The sequence below is a fragment of the Novibacillus thermophilus genome (assembly GCF_002005165.1).
Lineage (GTDB): Bacteria > Bacillota > Bacilli > Thermoactinomycetales > Novibacillaceae > Novibacillus > Novibacillus thermophilus.
Map to the genome: position 1 here is coordinate 439,193 of NZ_CP019699.1, position 17,203 is coordinate 456,395.

Sequence of the window (17,203 nt, forward strand, 5' to 3'; positions counted from 1 at the left end):
ACATCGTGGGCATCCACGAATCAATGTCCGATTGATTTGTTTGCACTGTATTCGTGTACAAAGTGCGTCAGTTTTTGCATCGTTTCGACTTTGACGTCGGGGAAAATACCGTGTCCCAAGTTAAAAATGTAACCGGGATGTTCCATGCCTTCATCTAGTATTTGCTTCGCGCGTTCTTCAATCATGTCCCAAGGCGCCAACAGTAACGACGGGTCCAAGTTTCCTTGCAGCGATTTGGTGATGCCTCGCTTTCTCGCTGCGCGAATCGATGTGCGCCAGTCCAGTCCAAGAACGTCAACGGGGAGTCGATTCCACTCGTCCAGCAGATGTCCGGCACCGACGCCGAAGTAAATGGTCGGCACTCCCGTCTCCCGCAGCGTGTCGAAGATGTACTCCATGACGGGGGCGATATAGATGCGGTAGTCGTCTGCATTTAAGGCGCCGACCCATGAATCGAATACTTTGACGGCGTGGGCACCGGCTGAAACCTGGGCTTTTAGATACGCGATCGTCACATTTCCCAGTTTTTGCATTAACGCTTGCCACCCGTCGTGTTCGGTGTACATGAACGCTTTTGTCTTGTGGTAGTTTTTGGACGGTCCTCCCTCAATCATGTAGCTGGCCAGCGTAAACGGCGCTCCAGCGAAGCCGATGAGGGGGACGGACAGCTGTTCGCGCAACATGCCCACTGCCTCTAAAATGTACGGCACGTGTTCCTCCGGATGAAAGGGGCGGAGCTGTTCTACGTCTTTTGGAGATCGGATCGGATTGGCGATGACGGGACCGGTTCCTGATTCAATCTCCACATCGATTCCAATCGGCTTCAAAGGGGTCATGATGTCGGCGAACAAAATCGCCGCATCCACAGACAGTTGTTCGACCGGAAGCCGCGTCACTTCCGCGCACACTTCTGGGATTTGGTTCATTTCGAAGAAAGAGTACTTCTCCCGTATGTTTAAGTACTCCGGTTGATACCGTCCGGCTTGGCGCATGTACCACACCGGAACGTAGGGGGTCGGCTCTCCGCGGCACGCCCTGAGAAATGTGTCGTTAAACGGCTGGTCACCCATGGCCACACACCTTTCTTATCTAGCAAGCCTCTACTTAATACAATATCCTTATACTCGCCAAATATATAGAGGGTACGCGCAACTGTCAAAAATTCGTCTCAAACGCTGTACATGACGGAACGCCCCGAAACGGGGCGCCGACTGTTCGTAACGGATGTTAAATTGTAGTCACCTCTTCGTGTATAATGGATAGCGAGGTGAAACACTGTGGCGAAAAAGAAGTCTAGAGAAAAGTACAAGCCAGATCCAGTGGCGACATTAATGACAGATCTCAAACGGACAGGCATTTGGATCGTCGTCTCGGTTGCCGTCGTCGCCGCCTTTGCCGTCGTCATCGAAAGTGTCTTGTAATCTGAGGTTCATCGCATTGCGTTCGATTCGTGAAAGGTCAGTCAGCTTTCTTGTCGCTCTGCATAAAGTTTCTCTATTGGGAGCGGCAGTCCGTTGTCTCCCTGGGAGCCGAAGAGGACGCGCCGCGGGTAGGAGATCTGGATGTTTTGCGATTTAAATGTGTAAATGATCGCTTTTCGCATTGCCCGTTCCACAAACCAGTACTGCTCTGGGACGGTGACTGCCATCATCGTGTAGTGCACGCCTTCACGGTCCAAATTCGTGATGCCGTAGACGGAAGGCTTTTCCAAAAAGTAAGGTTCATATTTTTCGAACAAATCGTGACAAATATTGTCTAAGGTTTGTTCCACAACTTTTTGGTTTTCTTCATACGGCACGACGACGGACACGAGGGGACGCATTCTGTCGCGATTGTAGTTCGTTATTTGGGAAATCTCCCCGTTGCTCAAGTAGTGCAGACGCTCGTTCCACTCGCGGATCTTGGTCACTCTCAGTCCGATCTCTTCTACGGTTCCGCTTATTTTTCCGTTGACTTCTACGTAGTCGCCGACGTGCAGTTGGTTTTCAAAGATGAGAAAGAAACCGGTGATGACATCTTTCACTAAGTTTTGTGCGCCGAAGCCGATGGCCAGTCCGACGATGCCGGCCCCGGCAAAAATGGGCATCAAATCGACGCCAAAGTTCAACAGGATAGTGACTGCCGCTACAAAGTAAACGACGTAGCGTACAACTGATTTTAACAGCTTGGAAAGTGTTGCTGCTCTTTTTTCATCGATGTGTCTCAACTTAAACAGCCGATCGATCCAGTTTCCGCTGTAGCGAAGAATAATGTACGAGATGACGACAATGACCGCAGTCTTTAGAACTGGGACGATATACGTCGTCAGCGGATCGTAACTTTCAAAGTGTTGTTGGATGAAGTTTAGCAGATGGCCACTCATGTCTTCCACTCATGTCACTCCAAACAATGTCTTTTTAAACTCCTTCAGACTACACCCCATTATAACAAAAAAGATTCGAGGGATGACACCCGGTGTCAAGCATTTAGCAGTGGCAAGAATCGTGCTACACTAGTAATGTCTTCTAATGTTGGTTAATGGATCACATTGAATATAAAGAGCAGAGGGTGTCCTTGATGAGACCGGTCATCCCCTTGACGTTTATGATCAGTTTAGTCGTGGCGGGTTGTTCGTTGTTAGGAATCGGGCAGCACGACGAATGGCAGACGGAAAACGTCCAGTTTGATCGCATAGACGTGTACAGCTTTGAACAAGACCGCCTTACGTTTACGGGAACGCGTGACGGTGAGACATCCGTCTACGTTTACGATATGAAGGCTAAAACTTTGATTCGCAAGGAGAACAGTGTGAACTGGGTTCAGTCGAGAGACCAGGTTTATTACTTGGGCGAACACGGAAAATTGACGTTAAACCGGGAAGGCGGGAGAGAACGCCTCGTGTTGACGAACCCAGACGGCATGGAAAAAGAGGTCTTACACGTGTCGCAAGGCCTATCGATCCGACTGTCCGTTTCCCCGAACGGCAAATACATCGTCTATTGGACAGAGGACGAGGGTGAAACAGAAGTTCACGTTTACGATGTCGTGCGGGATAGGCACACCTTGCTACAGAATATGTCTGGAACGCTGAAAAACGATGACGTGCAGTGGTCGGCGAACGGCGGATACGTCATGTTGAAGCAAAGGGACGTATACCGTGTGACAGTTGCAGAAAAAGTGCTCACCCTCGAAAAAGCGGCAAGCGCCAGTTGGTCTCCTGTTCGTGATCAGTTGGTTGTACTGGAACGGGACCAAGACGGAGTTAAACTTCCTAGAGAGGCAGACAAAAATTACGGGCACCGCGTTGTGACATTCGACTTGTCCAGTGGGGAAAAATTCGAGTTGTATCCTGCAGAAGGGGAAAAGCTTGAAATGCCTCCCCTCGTTTTGGACGAGGTTGTTTGGGACGACAGCGGGCGACTGTTTGCTTTTTCTACCGGATCAGTGAACGGGGGAGAAGTGACGTATGACAAAGTACACATCATGGACCCACAAGGCGGATTTCACCACGTCGAGAACGAACAAAATTTACGTCCTTCCACTGTGGAAGACTTGACGTTCAGTCCGGACGGCACCTTTTTTTCGTATACGGCGAACGGACTGCTTAAAGTGCTGTACATTCCGACCCAACAGAGTAAAGTGTACGACGTGTACACGCAGTTAAAGGACGACTATCGCTACCTCGCGTACAAAGCGAATGAGGCGTGGATACTGGGAAGTCACGAAATTAAAAGACTGGGCAAGGGCTTAGAGGAAAAAACGGTCTACCGCTCGTCTCATGAGCTCTTACAATTTTTCATCTCCGACAGCGGCGACCATCTCCTCGTCGTTGAACGGGTAGGCGATCACTTTCAGTTAAAGTTAGAACCGGTCCTTGAGGATGCAGAGGAGACGGAGCCGGTCTCTTAACCGGTGCTTTTTTATTAATGTTTTGTAGGGAGCGACTGTTATGGCATCGAGACGTGAAGAATACCCGTTACCGGATGGGGTCCGAAAGGCGGCGATACAACAAAATTTGCTCGACTGGTTTAAAGAAAATAAACGCGATCTGCCGTGGCGGCGCGATCGTGATCCGTATAAAGTGTGGGTCTCCGAGATCATGTTGCAGCAAACCCAGGTTGATACGGTTACACCGTACTTCAACCGCTTTATGAAACAATTCCCAACTGTGTTTGATTTAGCTGCTGCGTCGGAAGATGAGGTAATGAAAGCGTGGGAGGGCCTCGGCTATTACGCTCGCGCGCGAAATCTGCACAGGGCAGTGCGTGACGTCGTTGCACATTACGGAGGGACGGTTCCGGACAACAAAGACGACATCGCCAGGTTAAAAGGTGTCGGGCCTTACACGGCAGGTGCGATTCTAAGTATTGCGTACGGCAAGGCAGAGCCAGCCGTTGACGGAAACGTCATGCGCGTCATATCCCGCTTGTTCGCCATTGATGACGACATAACTAGACCCGCGACACGGACGAAGATGGAGCAGCTCGTGCGCTACTTAATCCCTGAGGAAGACCCTGGTGCGTTTAACGAAGGGTTGATGGAATTGGGGGCGCTCGTATGTACCCCGCAAAACCCGGCGTGCCTCATCTGTCCCCTTCTCGGTGAGTGCGTGGGCAGGGAACAGGGCGTTCACGAAGAACTGCCCGTGAAGAAGACAAACAAACGGGTGAAGGCAGTGTCGCTATCGTGCGGAGTCGTCGTAAACGAAGGGCGCGTTTTGCTCCGACAAAGACCGGAACGCGGCCTGCTGGCCGGGATGTGGGAATTCCCGAATGGTGAGCAGACAGAAGTGTCCCGGTTACTACCTGAGCTGAACGTGATGTGGCAAGAAGAGCCGCTGGGACGAGTGACGCACACGTTTAGCCACGTGCAGTGGAGGCTGTCCGTGTACCGCGGTGAGGCAGAGAGGCGTGACGTGACGTTGCCGTCACGGTGCCGGTGGGTCGACATAAGAGCGTTACCGGACTACGCCTTTCCGCGCGTATTTCACAAAGTCCGGGAGTTAGCGGGGATTTAAACGCGAGAGATGCGATGTGGGGTGACGGATGCGCTGAACTGAAGCGGTTGACAGGAGGAAATACTGGCCGATTACGTTAAAAACAGTTGCGCCACGTATACAGTCATGACCGCGCCTGCTACGACGACGAGGATCTGCTTTTGCACGAGTGCCAGTGCGACCGCAACAGCTCCCGCTGCCAGCCCGACCCACGGATGCTCTGGGATGACGGTCAAGATGCCGGGAAAGATGAGGGCCCCCAACGCGGCGTACGGCACGAACTGCAACCACTCTTTCAGCCACCACGGCAAGGTGAGGTCTTTCAGCAAGAGCATGGGCAAGAGGCGCGGAAGGAATGTGACCAGTGCCATGCCGGCGACGATCCACCAGTAATTATCCGGCACGATGATCCCCTCCTTTTTTCCGAACAGGATAACGCCGAGTGTTGACGCGACGACGGTGGCGACAATGATTCCCCAGCCGCCGCTCAATCCTGGCAGCCATTCGCTGCCCCACGCGATTCCGGCACTGATCAGGGCGACGGCTCCGATCTTCCACGAACGCCGTACGGACGGAACGAGCAGTCCGATAAACATGGCGTACAAGGCCACGCCGAGACTGGTAGCTAAGGTAACGGGAATCCATTGAGCGAATAGGCTGCCGACAACGGTTCCGGCAAACCACCAGCTGTACGCGATCAGCATGATGCCGCCCAAATACGCTGGAGACAGCGTGGCCCCCTTTTTGTTCGGAACGTCGCTGTCCGACACAGTGGACACGACAAACGTCTCGTCTGTAATGCCGAAGGAGAGGATGGAAGACCATTTGCTCGTTGCCTTCAATCGCTCGGCGATGACGGTACTCATGAGCAAATGGCGCAAGTTCAGTATAAACGTCGTCACGACGATCTCGGCCATCCCGGTTCCCGCTGCCATTAATTCCAGCGCGACGAACTGACTGGCACCGGCAAAGACGAAAAGGGACATGGCGGCTGCCTGCCACACATTCAAACCGACGCTTACCGCAATGAGGCCGAATGTCGTTGCAATGGCGAAGTACCCGACGGCGATGGGTAAGCCTTTCATCAATCCTGCTCGAAAAAGGGTCCATCCACTCTGTTCAGCTTGTCCTAAAGGCGTTGCCTTAGTCAATGTAAACCTCACAGCTGCAGCCTCTCCCGCTTACATAATTTGTCATATAACCCCATTAAATTCCATAAAACGTGTTCTGTCGCCCGGCCAGACAAAAAAATTTTTGTCACAATTTCGCCTTATTATAACAAATAGGTTGCGCTTTCAAAAAGTCGCGACAAATAAAAGAAAAATTGAAATAACGATACATGTCCTGTAAACTTAAATTGTGAACGGAAAGTGAACGGGAAGAGGAGGGGATACACCATGACGCGCATTCGCTCTTTTAAACTTTCTGATCATCGTGATGTCATGAAGATTTGGTCCCGGACGGCTACAAAAGAAAGAGAGGCCAAAACGTTACAAATGTTGGTTCAACAGCTAGCTTGTGATCGCGACCTCGTCGTAGTGGCTGAAGAGGATGGTGAAGTGGTCGGTGCCATCATGGGAACGAAGGATGGCAGCAGGGGGTATTTTTACTGTTTGGCCGTCAACCCCGACTTTCAATCGAGGGGAATAGGTCGCCAGCTTGTGGAAGAACTGGAACGTCGTTTTTACCAGAAAGGTGCTAAGCGGCTGTTGATTATGGTTGACGAAGGTACAGAAAAACTAATGAGTTTTTACCGTCACCTCGGATTTACGCAGACGTGTTCAAGTCTGTTGGAGAGAAAAGTGTACTGCCGATTCGATCCGGAAATCCCTTCCTTTTCTGTGTAAGTGCTTGACATAACGCTGTTATGACTGCATAATACTTTAATAATACAATGGATGAATACGTTGAATGCAATGAAGGGACCAGTAGAGGGTTTAACCTGTCAGAGAGCCAACTTCACCGGCTGAGAGAGTTGGCCAGAAGTGAACCTTCGAACCCATCCCGGATGCAGGCAGTGATTGAAACTGACTCAGGCACCGCCCTGTTATCAACGGACGCCGTCTGCTTGCGGCTGAAACGCTTTTAACAGCCTTTAGACGGTGAATGAGTGAACAGCGCCAGCTGTTTACAAAGGTGGTACCGCGGAAGCAACCCTTTCGTCCTTTGAGGAACGAGAGGGTTTTTTTTATATCGGTGTTTTTCTAACTGCGAAGAGGTGTGTCAAAGTGCGTAAACAGACGGTTGTCATTAAAATCGGCAGTTCTTCGCTGACGCATGTGACGGGAGAAGTGTCCGTCGACAAACTGTCACACATCGTCCAACAAGTGGCTACTCTTAAAAAAGTGGGTCATAAAGTGGTGATCGTCTCATCAGGTGCCGTCGCGTGCGGGTTCCGCCTGCTCAAACTGAACGGGCGTCCCCGGACCATTCGAGAAAAACAGGCTGCTGCCGCCGTCGGACAGGGAATTTTAATTCAACATTACCGACAACTGTTTCGCCAAAGCAGAATGGAAATTGCACAAGTCCTCCTAAACCGGAGTGACTTTTCCGATAGACAACGCTACATGAATGCATTGAGCACACTGGATCTGTTGTTGGTTCGCGATATTGTTCCCGTGATTAACGAAAACGATTCGGTGGCAGTGGAAGAAATTCGCTGGGGAGACAACGATTTCCTCGCCGCCCAAGTGGCTGGGCTTTTACAGGCAGATTGGCTGGTGCTCGTCACGTCAGCTGATGGGGTGTATACGTACAACCCGGAAATGGACCCCGAAGCGAAGCCTATCCCGTACATCAGCTCAGTTTCGCAGGAATTACTTGAACGAATGGACTGGACACACAGCAAATTCGGGACGGGCGGGATGCGCTCGAAGCTCGAGGCTGCTTCCCATGCCTCAGACTTTGGGACGAACGTTTACGTTGGAAAAGCGAAACCTGGGGACACGTGGCTCTTGGACGTTCTGGAAGGCAGAGGGACGGGGACTTACATTGGGACGCATGAGCCTCCTCCAAGCCGCAAGCGCCAGTGGATCGGATTTCATTCCGACATCAGTGGACGACTCACAGTTGACGAAGGGGCAGAACGGGCGTTGGAACGCGAACACCGCAGTCTGTTGCCGTGCGGCGTCGTTTCCGTCGAAGGCCAGTTTGAGGAGGGGGAAGTCGTCGAAGTGGTGAATAAGAGGGGAATGACAATCGGGAGAGGCGTCGTCAACATGCCTTCCCGCGTACTGGAGCAGGCGAAAGGGATGCAGACGAAAGACATTGTATCCAGGTGGAAGGGCGTACCTGAAGAAGTCATTCACCGGGACAACTGGGTTCAAACTTCTGTTAAATCTTGAAACGGGGGAGATCAGGCGTGAGTGAGGTTCGGGAAAAAGCAGAGTTAGCCAAGAAGAGTTCAGCACAGTTAGCAGTATTGACGACAGAGCAAAAAAACGAGGCGTTGTCCAGTATTGCGCGGTCGATAGAGCGTCACGCGGACCGCGTCTTAGAGGCAAATGAACAAGATGTGCAAAAAGGGATCGACAGCGGGTTGTCCAAGGCGCTCCTCGACCGGCTGCAGCTTACGGACGCCAGATTGAAGGATATGGTCAAAGGGCTGGAGACCCTGATCGAACTGCCAGACCCCGTCGGTGAGGTGTTAGAGTCGTGGGAGCGGGATGACGGGTTAAAAATCGAAAAAGTGCGGGTGCCGCTGGGCGTGATTGGCATGGTCTACGAAGCGCGGCCGAACGTGACAGTCGACGCGACTGGATTGGGTTTGAAGACCGGGAATGCGATGCTCTTGCGCGGCAGCTCGTCTGCTCGCCACTCCAACACCGCGTTAGTGGACGTCATCCGTCACGGCCTCGAGGAGACAGATGTCCCGGTGGATGCCGTTCATCTGGTGGAATCCGCCGAACGGAGTTCTGTGCAGGAGATGCTCACGCTGAACGACCTCGTCGACGTGATCATTCCCCGCGGTGGAGCTGCCCTCATTCAGCGCGTCGTCCGTGAATCGAGCGTCCCGGTGTTAGAAACGGGGGCGGGTATATGCCATATTTACATTGACTGCGACGCACGTGCAGAAATGGCACAAGACATTGTGGTCAACGCCAAAACAGACCGCCCTGCCGTCTGCAATGCTGTCGAAACTGTGCTTGTCCACACATCGTGGGCTGAGCGCCATTTGCGCTCTCTCTTGGAGCTATTGAGAGAGCGCGGCGTCGATGTGCGCGGCTGTCCCCGTACCCAATCCCTCGCCCCTTTCGTCAAGCAGGCGACAGAAGAAGACTGGGACATGGAGTACTTGGATATGGTCCTTTCCTTCAAAGTGGTGGACAGTTTGCGCGAGGCGGTCGCTCACATCCATCAGCACGGAACACGACACTCTGAGGGGATTGTGACAGATAACCGTGAGACAGCGGAAGCTTTTTTACAGCAAGTCGATGCGGCCTGTGTGTACCACAACGCGTCCACGCGGTTTACAGACGGTTTTGAATTCGGGTTCGGAGCAGAGATCGGCATCAGCACGCAAAAACTGCACGCGCGCGGGCCGATGGGCTTACCGCAATTAACGTCTTACAAATATGTGTTGCGCGGAGACGGGCACATACGCGGAGGAGGTCCGACGTCATGTTAAAGCAAACGATGTGTTTCATCGGGGCCGGCTCCATGGCTGAAGCGATAATAGCCGGTCTGCTGGAGAAACAGTTGACTGTGAAAGAGAACATTAGCGTGTTCAACAAAAGGGATCAAAGCCGGTTACAAAAGCTGAGACAGCGGTTCGGAGTCCGCTGTCCAGAAAATAAAGGAGAAGCCGTCACAAGTGCGGACATTGTTTTTCTAGCCGTCAAACCGAAGGACGTCCACGACGCCATGGCGCAGTGGGGCCCGTATCTGAAAGCTAGGAAGCACCTACTGGTGTCAGTCGTTGCCGGTATGACTACCTCTCACTTAGAAACGTACGTCGAAGAAGGAGTTCCGGTCGTCCGTACGATGCCCAATACATCGTGTACCGTCGGGCAGTCGGCCACTGGTGTCGCGCCGGGCCGATGGGCAGGTGAAGGGCATCGGCGATTGGTGGAACAGCTGTTTCGCTCTGTCGGAACTGTGGTGACCCTCGAGGAAGAGCTGCTCGACACGGTTACGGGACTTGCCGGGAGTGGGCCTGCCTATGTTTACTACCTCGTTGAAGCGATGGAAAAGGCCGGCATCGAAGCGGGTCTCCGCCCGGATATCGCCCGCCAACTGACGGTACAGACGTTGCACGGTGCGGCGGAGATGCTCGTGAAAACAGCGGAAGAACCGGCGTTGCTGCGAGAAAAAATCACATCCCCTGGTGGGACGACCTCTGCCGGATTAGAAGTGCTCAAGTCCCGCGACTTCACTGGAGTCGTACGAGACGCAGTGTTTTCCGCCCGTAATCGCGCTAAACAGTTGTCGGAGGAGTTGACGGCCTCCCCTGTCAAGTAATGCAGATACGACTGCTACGGCAAATTGACAACCCGTTCCACGTAGTGCTGGTGGAGCGGGTTTTTGCGTGGAAGCGAAAATCAGGTTTAAAAACCGCCTGAACCTGGCAATAAATAGGGACAACTGGAAGTACTGAGCGGAGTGAGGTTAGGTGAAGAAAGCGTTATTCCTAATGCGCTTAAGTATTGCCGCAGTGTTTGTATTCGTTTTAGTGTTCGCCGTCAACCAGCTCGGTTTTGCCTTTTCTGTCGTCAACGGCACGTCGATGGAACCGACTTTACAAGACGGCGACCGGTTGTTCATCAACAAATTTTACTTTTTAGTCAACACACCCCACCGAAAAGACGTCGTCACGTTTGAAGATCCGCAGCAAGAAGGGCGATACCTCGTCAAACGAGTTGTTGGCATTCCGGGAGATACCGTGGAAGTCCGCGACGGAACTCTGTACGTCAATGGTAAGAAAGTCACAGAACAGTACATTGATACCAGCATCGAAGACGGGAACTTCGGTCCGGTCAAAGTTCAGCCGGGAACGGTGTTCGTCATGGGAGATAACCGTCACAAGTACGCGAGTCGCGACAGTCGCTACGAAAGTGTCGGCCTCGTCCCGTTTGACCTGTTGGAAGGGAAAGTCGAATTTATTATTTGGCGTCCATCTCTCATGACACATTTGTAGTAAGCGGTTCCTATTTATTCATAAAATTATCACATTTTAGTTGTTGACCGAGTAAAGATTCTGGTAAAATGACCTTTTAGTGATAATCGTTTACCTATTCAAAATAAGGCGTCTTTCGTAAGCTCTACCGTAGGCCGTTGCGAAATTTTCCGATTTTAATGTATAAAGGAAAAAAAATACGGCAATAAAGTTGGTAAATGTTCAAAAATTAGATGTAACGATTGACCAAAGATTGCGATAATATGAGGGGTAGAATTTTGTCGAATTTTGTAGGAGGTTCAGAAATTCAATGAAATTGTTGGACAAGACACGGCGCATTAACAAATTGTTACAAAAAAACGTCGGATACCACGTCAACTTCGATGACGTCGCAGACGTTTTAAAAGATGTGATCGGTGCCAACGTATACGTCGTCGATCCAGACGGTAAACTGCTCGGCATCGCCATTCACCACGAGATTGCCAGTGAACGCATGCAGCAGTACATGCGCGATCGGCAATTTCCGAGAGAGTACAGCGAACAACTGATGGATGTAGAAAAAACGTCTTCCAACATCAGTGTCGATGATCCGTTAACCGCATACCCAGTGGAAATGAGCGATATGTTTAAAGAAGGGTATACGACTGTCGTCCCGATCATTGGCGGAGGCGACCACTTAGGAACGTTAGTGCTGTCTCGGTTGAAAGAGAAATTCGTCGATGACGACCTGATCTTGGCAGAGTACGGCGCCACCGTCGTCGGGCTGGAAATCTTGCGCGAGCGGGCTGGAAAAATCGAAGAAGAAGCGCGCAGCAAAGCAGTCGTCCAAATGGCTATCAATTCGCTCTCCTTTAGCGAATCGGAAGCCGTCGAACACATCTTCGACGAATTGGACGGGCTTGAAGGCCTTCTCGTCGCCAGTAAAATCGCCGACCGTGTCGGCATTACCCGTTCCGTCATCGTTAACGCCCTGCGCAAGCTCGAGAGTGCTGGGGTGATCGAATCTCGTTCCCTGGGGATGAAAGGGACTTACATTAAGATCTTGAACCCGAACTTAGTCCCGGCTTTAAGAAAAGCGCGGAGTTAAGATGTACCTGCGACCGTTCAAGGATGAATCGTAGGTCTTAAAAGGCGCCTATCGTTATTTGTGAACATCTAGTAGTTTTGAAAGAGCAAGGGAGAGACCTCCTTGCTCTTTTTTCGTTGACAGATGACGGCTCTCAAGATAAGCTAATCTTGGATTACAATTTTATCCAGTGAATGGAGATATTGCTATGACTGAAGAAAAATTAGTAAACGCCGTCGTTCGGTCGTTAAACATTCTTGAAACTTTAGCTGATGAAGAAGAAGGGCTCGGGATTACCGAGATTAGTCAAAGGTTGGGACTGGCAAAGAGTACGACCCACAGGTTGATGATGACGCTACATCATAAAGGATATGTTGTGCAAGATGAGAAGACAGAGAATTACAAACTCGGACTAAAAATACTATCCCTTTATTCTTCTTTGCTTGAAAACTTAAGTTTAAGGAAAGTCGCCCACAAACACATGGAAGAGCTCGCAAACAAAGTGGGAGAAACTGTCCATCTCGTGATACGCGACGATTGTGAAGTCGTCTATATCGACAAAGTTGAAAGCTCTAAAAATACGATTCGGGTGGCTTCACAAATTGGAAAGAGAGCGTATATGCATTCTACTGCTGTTGGAAAAGTACTGCTTTCAGAACTGAGCTGGGCTGAAGTCGAACATATCATTCGGGAAAAAGGGTTGCCGAGGTTTACAAAAAATACGATCACTGAACCAGGAGAACTGAAGCGCCACCTGCAAAATATTAAAAATAACGGGTGGGCGATAGATAATGTTGAAAACGAAGAAGGCATTCGATGCATCGCTGCACCTATTCGGGACAGATCAGGAAAAATTGTAGCTGCTATTAGCATTTCCGGTCCGGTTTTTAGAGTGACGGAGGAACGGATTCAATATGATTTAATACCGTCGATCACCAGAACGATTAAATTAATGTCGAATGAGTTGGGGTACAATATTGGCAAAATTCGCGCTTAACATACCTCCTTAAGGCCTGAGCCGAGGAGGTATTTCATCGTGAATAAAAATGGACCGAATCCACCGAGAAAAAACCGTTACTTTCTAAGGAATTTTAAGCGCCATAGCGATAACGTCTGCTTTATTTCCGAAACCAGAGTATACCCCTTTTTAATTCATTTGTGTTTCAAGTTTATGAAAGCCCGAGGTTCTTACAATGTTGAGTTTGAGTCAAGTATTTATAGGCAGTTTTTTTAACACCTTAAATTTGAAAGCGGATTCAAACCCTTAGGATACTCTCTTGGTAAGAATTTTGCCTTTTTTAAAAGCCAGACAACTCTTTTAATGCTTTGTAAACTGGTATGTTAGCTTTTCTTTTTAGATATAGAACATTGTCTCTAGTGGCTTCACCAATTGTGCTCGTAACTTTTTCTTTATAGTATCTTGGTGGGTTCTTTTCCACCTTTGTTTCAGTCCATTTTTCAATCCTGCCAAATAGTGTTTTTAAGGTCAATTTATCCAAGTAAGCTACCAAACCAGTGAACATGGCACTTACACCTTTATCCACCCAACTACGGCCATTTTTAAGTCTTTTGGCAAATACACTCATGGTTCCTTCTGCACTACCCATCGGACGCATTCCTGTTGTATCTATACCCTGTTCTTTAAGCCAGTTACGATAATCTCCCAAGGCTTCTGGATATTTCTCTAATTGGCGAATAAATGCTTCTAGACGTTCCTCTTGCTCATCATCCTCTAGCGTTCCGACTGCACTGTTAAGCTCTGTAAGCAATTTCTCATAATCATATGATGCAAGCGCCTTACGAATTGGACGATAACGTGGGTGATGACGGAACAAACTTCGAATCTCCCGTGCCACATGGAAACGATCAAGCGAAAAGAATGCACGATCTTTGAAATAGTCACGACAAGTTGTAATCCAATTTGCACCATCTCCATTTATTACCAACTTATGAAAGGTTGGATCATACTCAAAGTTTTCGATGAGAAAGTCCTCAAACGCCTCCCAAAATGGCTGGTTCCCTTCATGTACGAAATGGCGTTTATTCTTCAGTCTTACTCGTTTCCCATTGACTTCCCAGCCTTGATGAACTGCGGCTATTTTCTCTTCTTTTCCCTTTTTTCGTTTACCTTGACGTTTTACAAACAAACCATCGACCTCTACAAATAATACAGGTTGATGTACATGCTCACGCTTTTTTGGAATACTCGAAACTTGTAATAAGTGTTGACGGATTGCCTCATGACTAATAACCCGATAGCCTAAAAGGGTTTCTAACGTACTGGCTGCTTTTCGATAGGAAGGTCCCTGAACAGCTAATTCAATAGCTACCTCCTCAATCAATGGGCTAAAAGAACCTGCATCCTCAAACTCTAAATAACGATCAAGGAGAAAAACATATTCCCCTGTCTCCCGGTCACGGTAATAATTACGATTTAATTCAATCTCTCCGAAGAGACTAGTTATATGATATTTTCTTTTATCAATGAGTCGATAGCGTTTTTTATCTCGTTCTTCTGCAATCTGCTTGTCCATGTCCTCTAATAGTGTTTTCATGACCTTTGAGAAGGTTTCCTGTAATTGCCTCCAAACTAATTGCTCAATCTGTTTTAAATTTGGATATACTGTGTTATTCTTTTGCATGAGGGGTTACTCCTTTGTTTGTGATTTAGTTTTGGTTGACTAAGATTCTACCAAGGAGTAACCCTCTTTTTCATGTTATTTGCTTATTAACTACCGCGCTTTCGCTTGGTGGCCCCCTCATTTGTTGAGCGTTCTAACGTTCCCTCAACAAATGAGGGGGTTAAATTTTGCCCACAATAATTTTACTCATACAATGTTGACGGAAGCGTTGACATATTTAGAAAATAGTATACAATAGTTACGTATTAAATAGAACACAGTTCTACTATAAGGAACATGATTTAAAAATCAACACCCTATTCCTTGTGTTGAAACCATTTTATGATATAGAAGGAATGATAAATTCTAGACACAACGAAAGGTTTAGCTTTAAGTCTTTCGGAATTGGAACAAACTAGAAAAAAGGAAGGAGTTAAAGTGATGGGAAGTATTGAAGAAAGGTTAAATGCAATGGGTATCACGTTGCCTTCGGCACCAAAGCCAGCAGCTGTATACATACCGGTTCAACAAACTGGTAACCTCTTATTTACCTCGGGACAAGATTGTAGAAAAGATGGGAAGCTGATTTATGAAGGAAAAGTTGGACGAGATCTCACAATTGAACAGGGCCAGGAAGCCGCTCGGCAAACGATCATAAATTGCTTAGCGGTTTTAAAAAAGCATATAGGCGATTTAGACAAAATAACAAAAATCGTAAAAGTGTTAGGTTTTGTTAATAGTGCTCCGGGTTTTGTTGAACAGCCGTACGTTATAAATGGGGCTTCGGAATTTCTTGAAAAGGTTTTTGGCGAAAAAGGTAAACATGCTCGTTCTGCTGTAGCCGCAAATGAATTACCCTTTAATACACCAGTTGAAATTGAGATGATTGTCGAATTAGATGATTAACCACTCGTTGCAGTTTTTTTCAGCATGTTTACAAAGGGAGCGGAGAAGTTATGGGAAATCCAATCGTTTACTTGGCAGTTTTCCTCGTATTTATTGGATTGATGTTGGTTATAGGGATCCTCGTCTCTCGACACATTAAAAGCGGTGAAGATTTTTTGATGGGAGGAAGGGGATTATCTTCATTTCTTTTAATCGGAACTACTGTAGCTACTCTTGTAGGTACTGGTTCAAGTATGGGGGCGGTTCAATATGCCTTTACAAATGGTTGGGCAGGAGCCCTATACGGGATAGGAGGAGCTATTGGTATCTTTGTTTTGCTCCTACTTTTTGGGGATGTCAGAAGATTTAGTTTCATGACATATTCCGAAGAATTAAGCTATTACTTTGGAGCGAGTAAATTAATTAAAGGATTAACCTCGGTTCTGTTATATATCGCGTCTATTGGTTGGTTAGGAGCACATATTTTAGGTGGAAGTTTATATTTATCGTGGATAACAGGGATCGATCCTGTTACAGCTAAAATGTTGACAGCTATCGGGTTCGCTGGTTTCACCATTATCGGGGGTTATTTGTCGGTTGTTATCACTGACACGATTCAAGGGTTCATTTTGTTCTTTGGATTTATTTTTCTAACATTGCTATCCCTCGTTAAAATCGGTGGATATTCTGTCATATCTGAAAATCTGCCCAATGAAATGGTATCTTTCTTGGGAACACAACAGATCGGATGGATTCCGGCAATATCGTTAATTGTTGTAATAGCGGTTGGTGTTTTGGCGACGCCTTCTTACCGCCAACGAATATATTCGAGTAAAGATGTCTCAACGGTCAAAAAAGGTTTTATTGTTTCGGGTTTTCTCTTTGCAATCTTTTCGATATTTCCATCTATCTCAGGTATGGCTGCAAGAATTCTAAATCCCGATTTAGAGTCAGGGTATGCATTCCCTTACTTGGCAACGGAAGTTTTTCCGCTATGGATCGGTGCCATTATTCTGATTTCGGGATTAAGCGCTACGATGTCTTCTGGAAGTTCTGATTTTATTGCAGCCGTCACTATACTGCTAAGGGATGTTTACCAAGTACTTACAGGAAAACTTCCCCGAAAAGAACATATAGTGAAATACTCGCGAATTTCTTTAGTGATAACTATTGTTTTGGCTCTTATCTTGACAATCGGTTCGAGCAACATTATTGATTATATTTCTAACTTTATTTCAACGGTCATGTCTGGTCTGTTTGTTGCTTCAGTTTTGGGAAAATTTTGGTCGAGGGCCAATTGGCAAGGGGGACTCGCCAGTATGATTGGCGGCTCTTTAACATCCACCATCATCTTGATGAACGATTCGCTTCTTGCTTATTGGGGGAACCCAATTTTGCCGTCATTGGCGGGGGCGTTTATATTTGGAATACTAGTCAGTTTAATAACACCAAAAAATAACGTTACTAAGCAAGAAGCCTTAAGAAAGTTAAGTGAGGAAAGAGCGGTTATGGATACCGGTACGGAGAATATTTAGCTATAA

The 17,203-nt window shown here is 48.2% G+C and carries 16 protein-coding genes and 1 pseudogene; 13 read left to right on the top strand and 4 right to left on the bottom strand.

Translation table 11 applies throughout. The annotated features are described in order from the left end of the window. Positions 1–20 precede the first annotated feature (20 nt). The gene (hemE, locus tag B0W44_RS02315) at positions 21–1,070 is read right to left on the bottom strand and encodes a uroporphyrinogen decarboxylase (RefSeq protein ID WP_077718596.1); all 1,050 of its coding nucleotides are present in this window, start codon (positions 1,068–1,070) and stop codon (positions 21–23) included. Positions 1,071–1,277: 207 nt separating this feature from the next. On the opposite strand from hemE, the gene B0W44_RS17965 reads away from it, so the two are divergent. Further along, the gene (locus B0W44_RS17965) at positions 1,278–1,421 is read left to right on the top strand and encodes a hypothetical protein (protein ID WP_169835375.1); all 144 of its coding nucleotides are present in this window, start codon (positions 1,278–1,280) and stop codon (positions 1,419–1,421) included. A gap of 41 nt (positions 1,422–1,462) precedes the next feature. On the opposite strand, the gene B0W44_RS02320 is transcribed toward B0W44_RS17965, so the two are convergent. Continuing rightward, a complete protein-coding gene (locus B0W44_RS02320) occupies positions 1,463–2,362 on the bottom strand; it encodes a mechanosensitive ion channel family protein (protein ID WP_228441631.1) in 900 nt (299 codons plus the stop codon). 155 nt (positions 2,363–2,517) lie between these two features. Between B0W44_RS02320 and B0W44_RS02325 the strand changes: the two genes are divergently transcribed. Continuing rightward, the gene (locus B0W44_RS02325) at positions 2,518–3,888 is read left to right on the top strand and encodes a hypothetical protein (protein ID WP_169835376.1); all 1,371 of its coding nucleotides are present in this window, start codon (positions 2,518–2,520) and stop codon (positions 3,886–3,888) included. Between the two features lie 40 nt (positions 3,889–3,928). Beyond that, positions 3,929–4,996, top strand: a complete 1,068-nt coding sequence (gene mutY, locus B0W44_RS02330) for an A/G-specific adenine glycosylase (RefSeq protein ID WP_077718599.1) — start codon at positions 3,929–3,931, stop codon at positions 4,994–4,996. 71 nt (positions 4,997–5,067) lie between these two features. On the opposite strand, the gene B0W44_RS02335 is transcribed toward mutY, so the two are convergent. Further along, complete coding sequence (locus tag B0W44_RS02335; RefSeq protein ID WP_149026909.1) at positions 5,068–6,126, bottom strand: AzlC family ABC transporter permease; 1,059 nt, start codon at positions 6,124–6,126, stop codon at positions 5,068–5,070. Positions 6,127–6,372: 246 nt separating this feature from the next. On the opposite strand from B0W44_RS02335, the gene B0W44_RS02340 reads away from it, so the two are divergent. The 8 genes and pseudogenes from B0W44_RS02340 to B0W44_RS02370 form a co-directional block, all read left to right on the top strand. After that, the gene (locus tag B0W44_RS02340; RefSeq protein ID WP_077718601.1) at positions 6,373–6,822 is read left to right on the top strand and encodes a GNAT family N-acetyltransferase; all 450 of its coding nucleotides are present in this window, start codon (positions 6,373–6,375) and stop codon (positions 6,820–6,822) included. Between the two features lie 47 nt (positions 6,823–6,869). Continuing rightward, a complete protein-coding gene (locus tag B0W44_RS17970) occupies positions 6,870–7,064 on the top strand; it encodes a hypothetical protein (protein WP_169835377.1) in 195 nt (64 codons plus the stop codon). 139 nt (positions 7,065–7,203) lie between these two features. Further along, on the top strand, positions 7,204–8,319 hold the full coding sequence (gene proB, locus B0W44_RS02345) for a glutamate 5-kinase (protein ID WP_169835378.1): 1,116 nt from the start codon (positions 7,204–7,206) through the stop codon (positions 8,317–8,319). Between the two features lie 17 nt (positions 8,320–8,336). Next, positions 8,337–9,602 (top strand): glutamate-5-semialdehyde dehydrogenase, encoded by a 1,266-nt coding sequence (locus B0W44_RS02350; protein WP_077718603.1) that lies wholly within the window; start codon positions 8,337–8,339, stop codon positions 9,600–9,602. Further along, complete coding sequence (gene proC / locus B0W44_RS02355) at positions 9,596–10,435, top strand: pyrroline-5-carboxylate reductase (RefSeq protein WP_077718604.1); 840 nt, start codon at positions 9,596–9,598, stop codon at positions 10,433–10,435. Before B0W44_RS02350 ends, proC begins: the two co-directional genes overlap by 7 nt. A gap of 151 nt (positions 10,436–10,586) precedes the next feature. Beyond that, positions 10,587–11,111, top strand: coding sequence for a signal peptidase I (gene lepB / locus B0W44_RS02360; protein WP_077718605.1), 525 nt, complete (start codon positions 10,587–10,589; stop codon positions 11,109–11,111). 289 nt (positions 11,112–11,400) lie between these two features. After that, complete coding sequence (gene codY, locus B0W44_RS02365) at positions 11,401–12,177, top strand: GTP-sensing pleiotropic transcriptional regulator CodY (protein ID WP_077718606.1); 777 nt, start codon at positions 11,401–11,403, stop codon at positions 12,175–12,177. 187 nt (positions 12,178–12,364) lie between these two features. Next, positions 12,365–13,012 (top strand): annotated as a pseudogene (locus B0W44_RS02370) (IclR family transcriptional regulator); the annotation flags it as partial. Between the two features lie 442 nt (positions 13,013–13,454). Here the strand turns inward: B0W44_RS02370 and B0W44_RS02375 are convergent. After that, a complete protein-coding gene (locus tag B0W44_RS02375) occupies positions 13,455–14,798 on the bottom strand; it encodes an ISLre2 family transposase (protein WP_077718608.1) in 1,344 nt (447 codons plus the stop codon). A 420-nt stretch (positions 14,799–15,218) separates the two neighbouring features. Here B0W44_RS02375 and B0W44_RS02380 point away from each other — a divergent pair, with 420 nt between their 5' ends. Further along, a complete protein-coding gene (locus B0W44_RS02380; RefSeq protein WP_077718609.1) occupies positions 15,219–15,683 on the top strand; it encodes a RidA family protein in 465 nt (154 codons plus the stop codon). A gap of 50 nt (positions 15,684–15,733) precedes the next feature. Beyond that, positions 15,734–17,197: a sodium:solute symporter family protein gene (locus tag B0W44_RS02385; RefSeq protein WP_077718610.1), complete on the top strand. Its 1,464-nt coding sequence runs from the start codon at positions 15,734–15,736 to the stop codon at positions 17,195–17,197. Positions 17,198–17,203 lie beyond the last annotated feature (6 nt).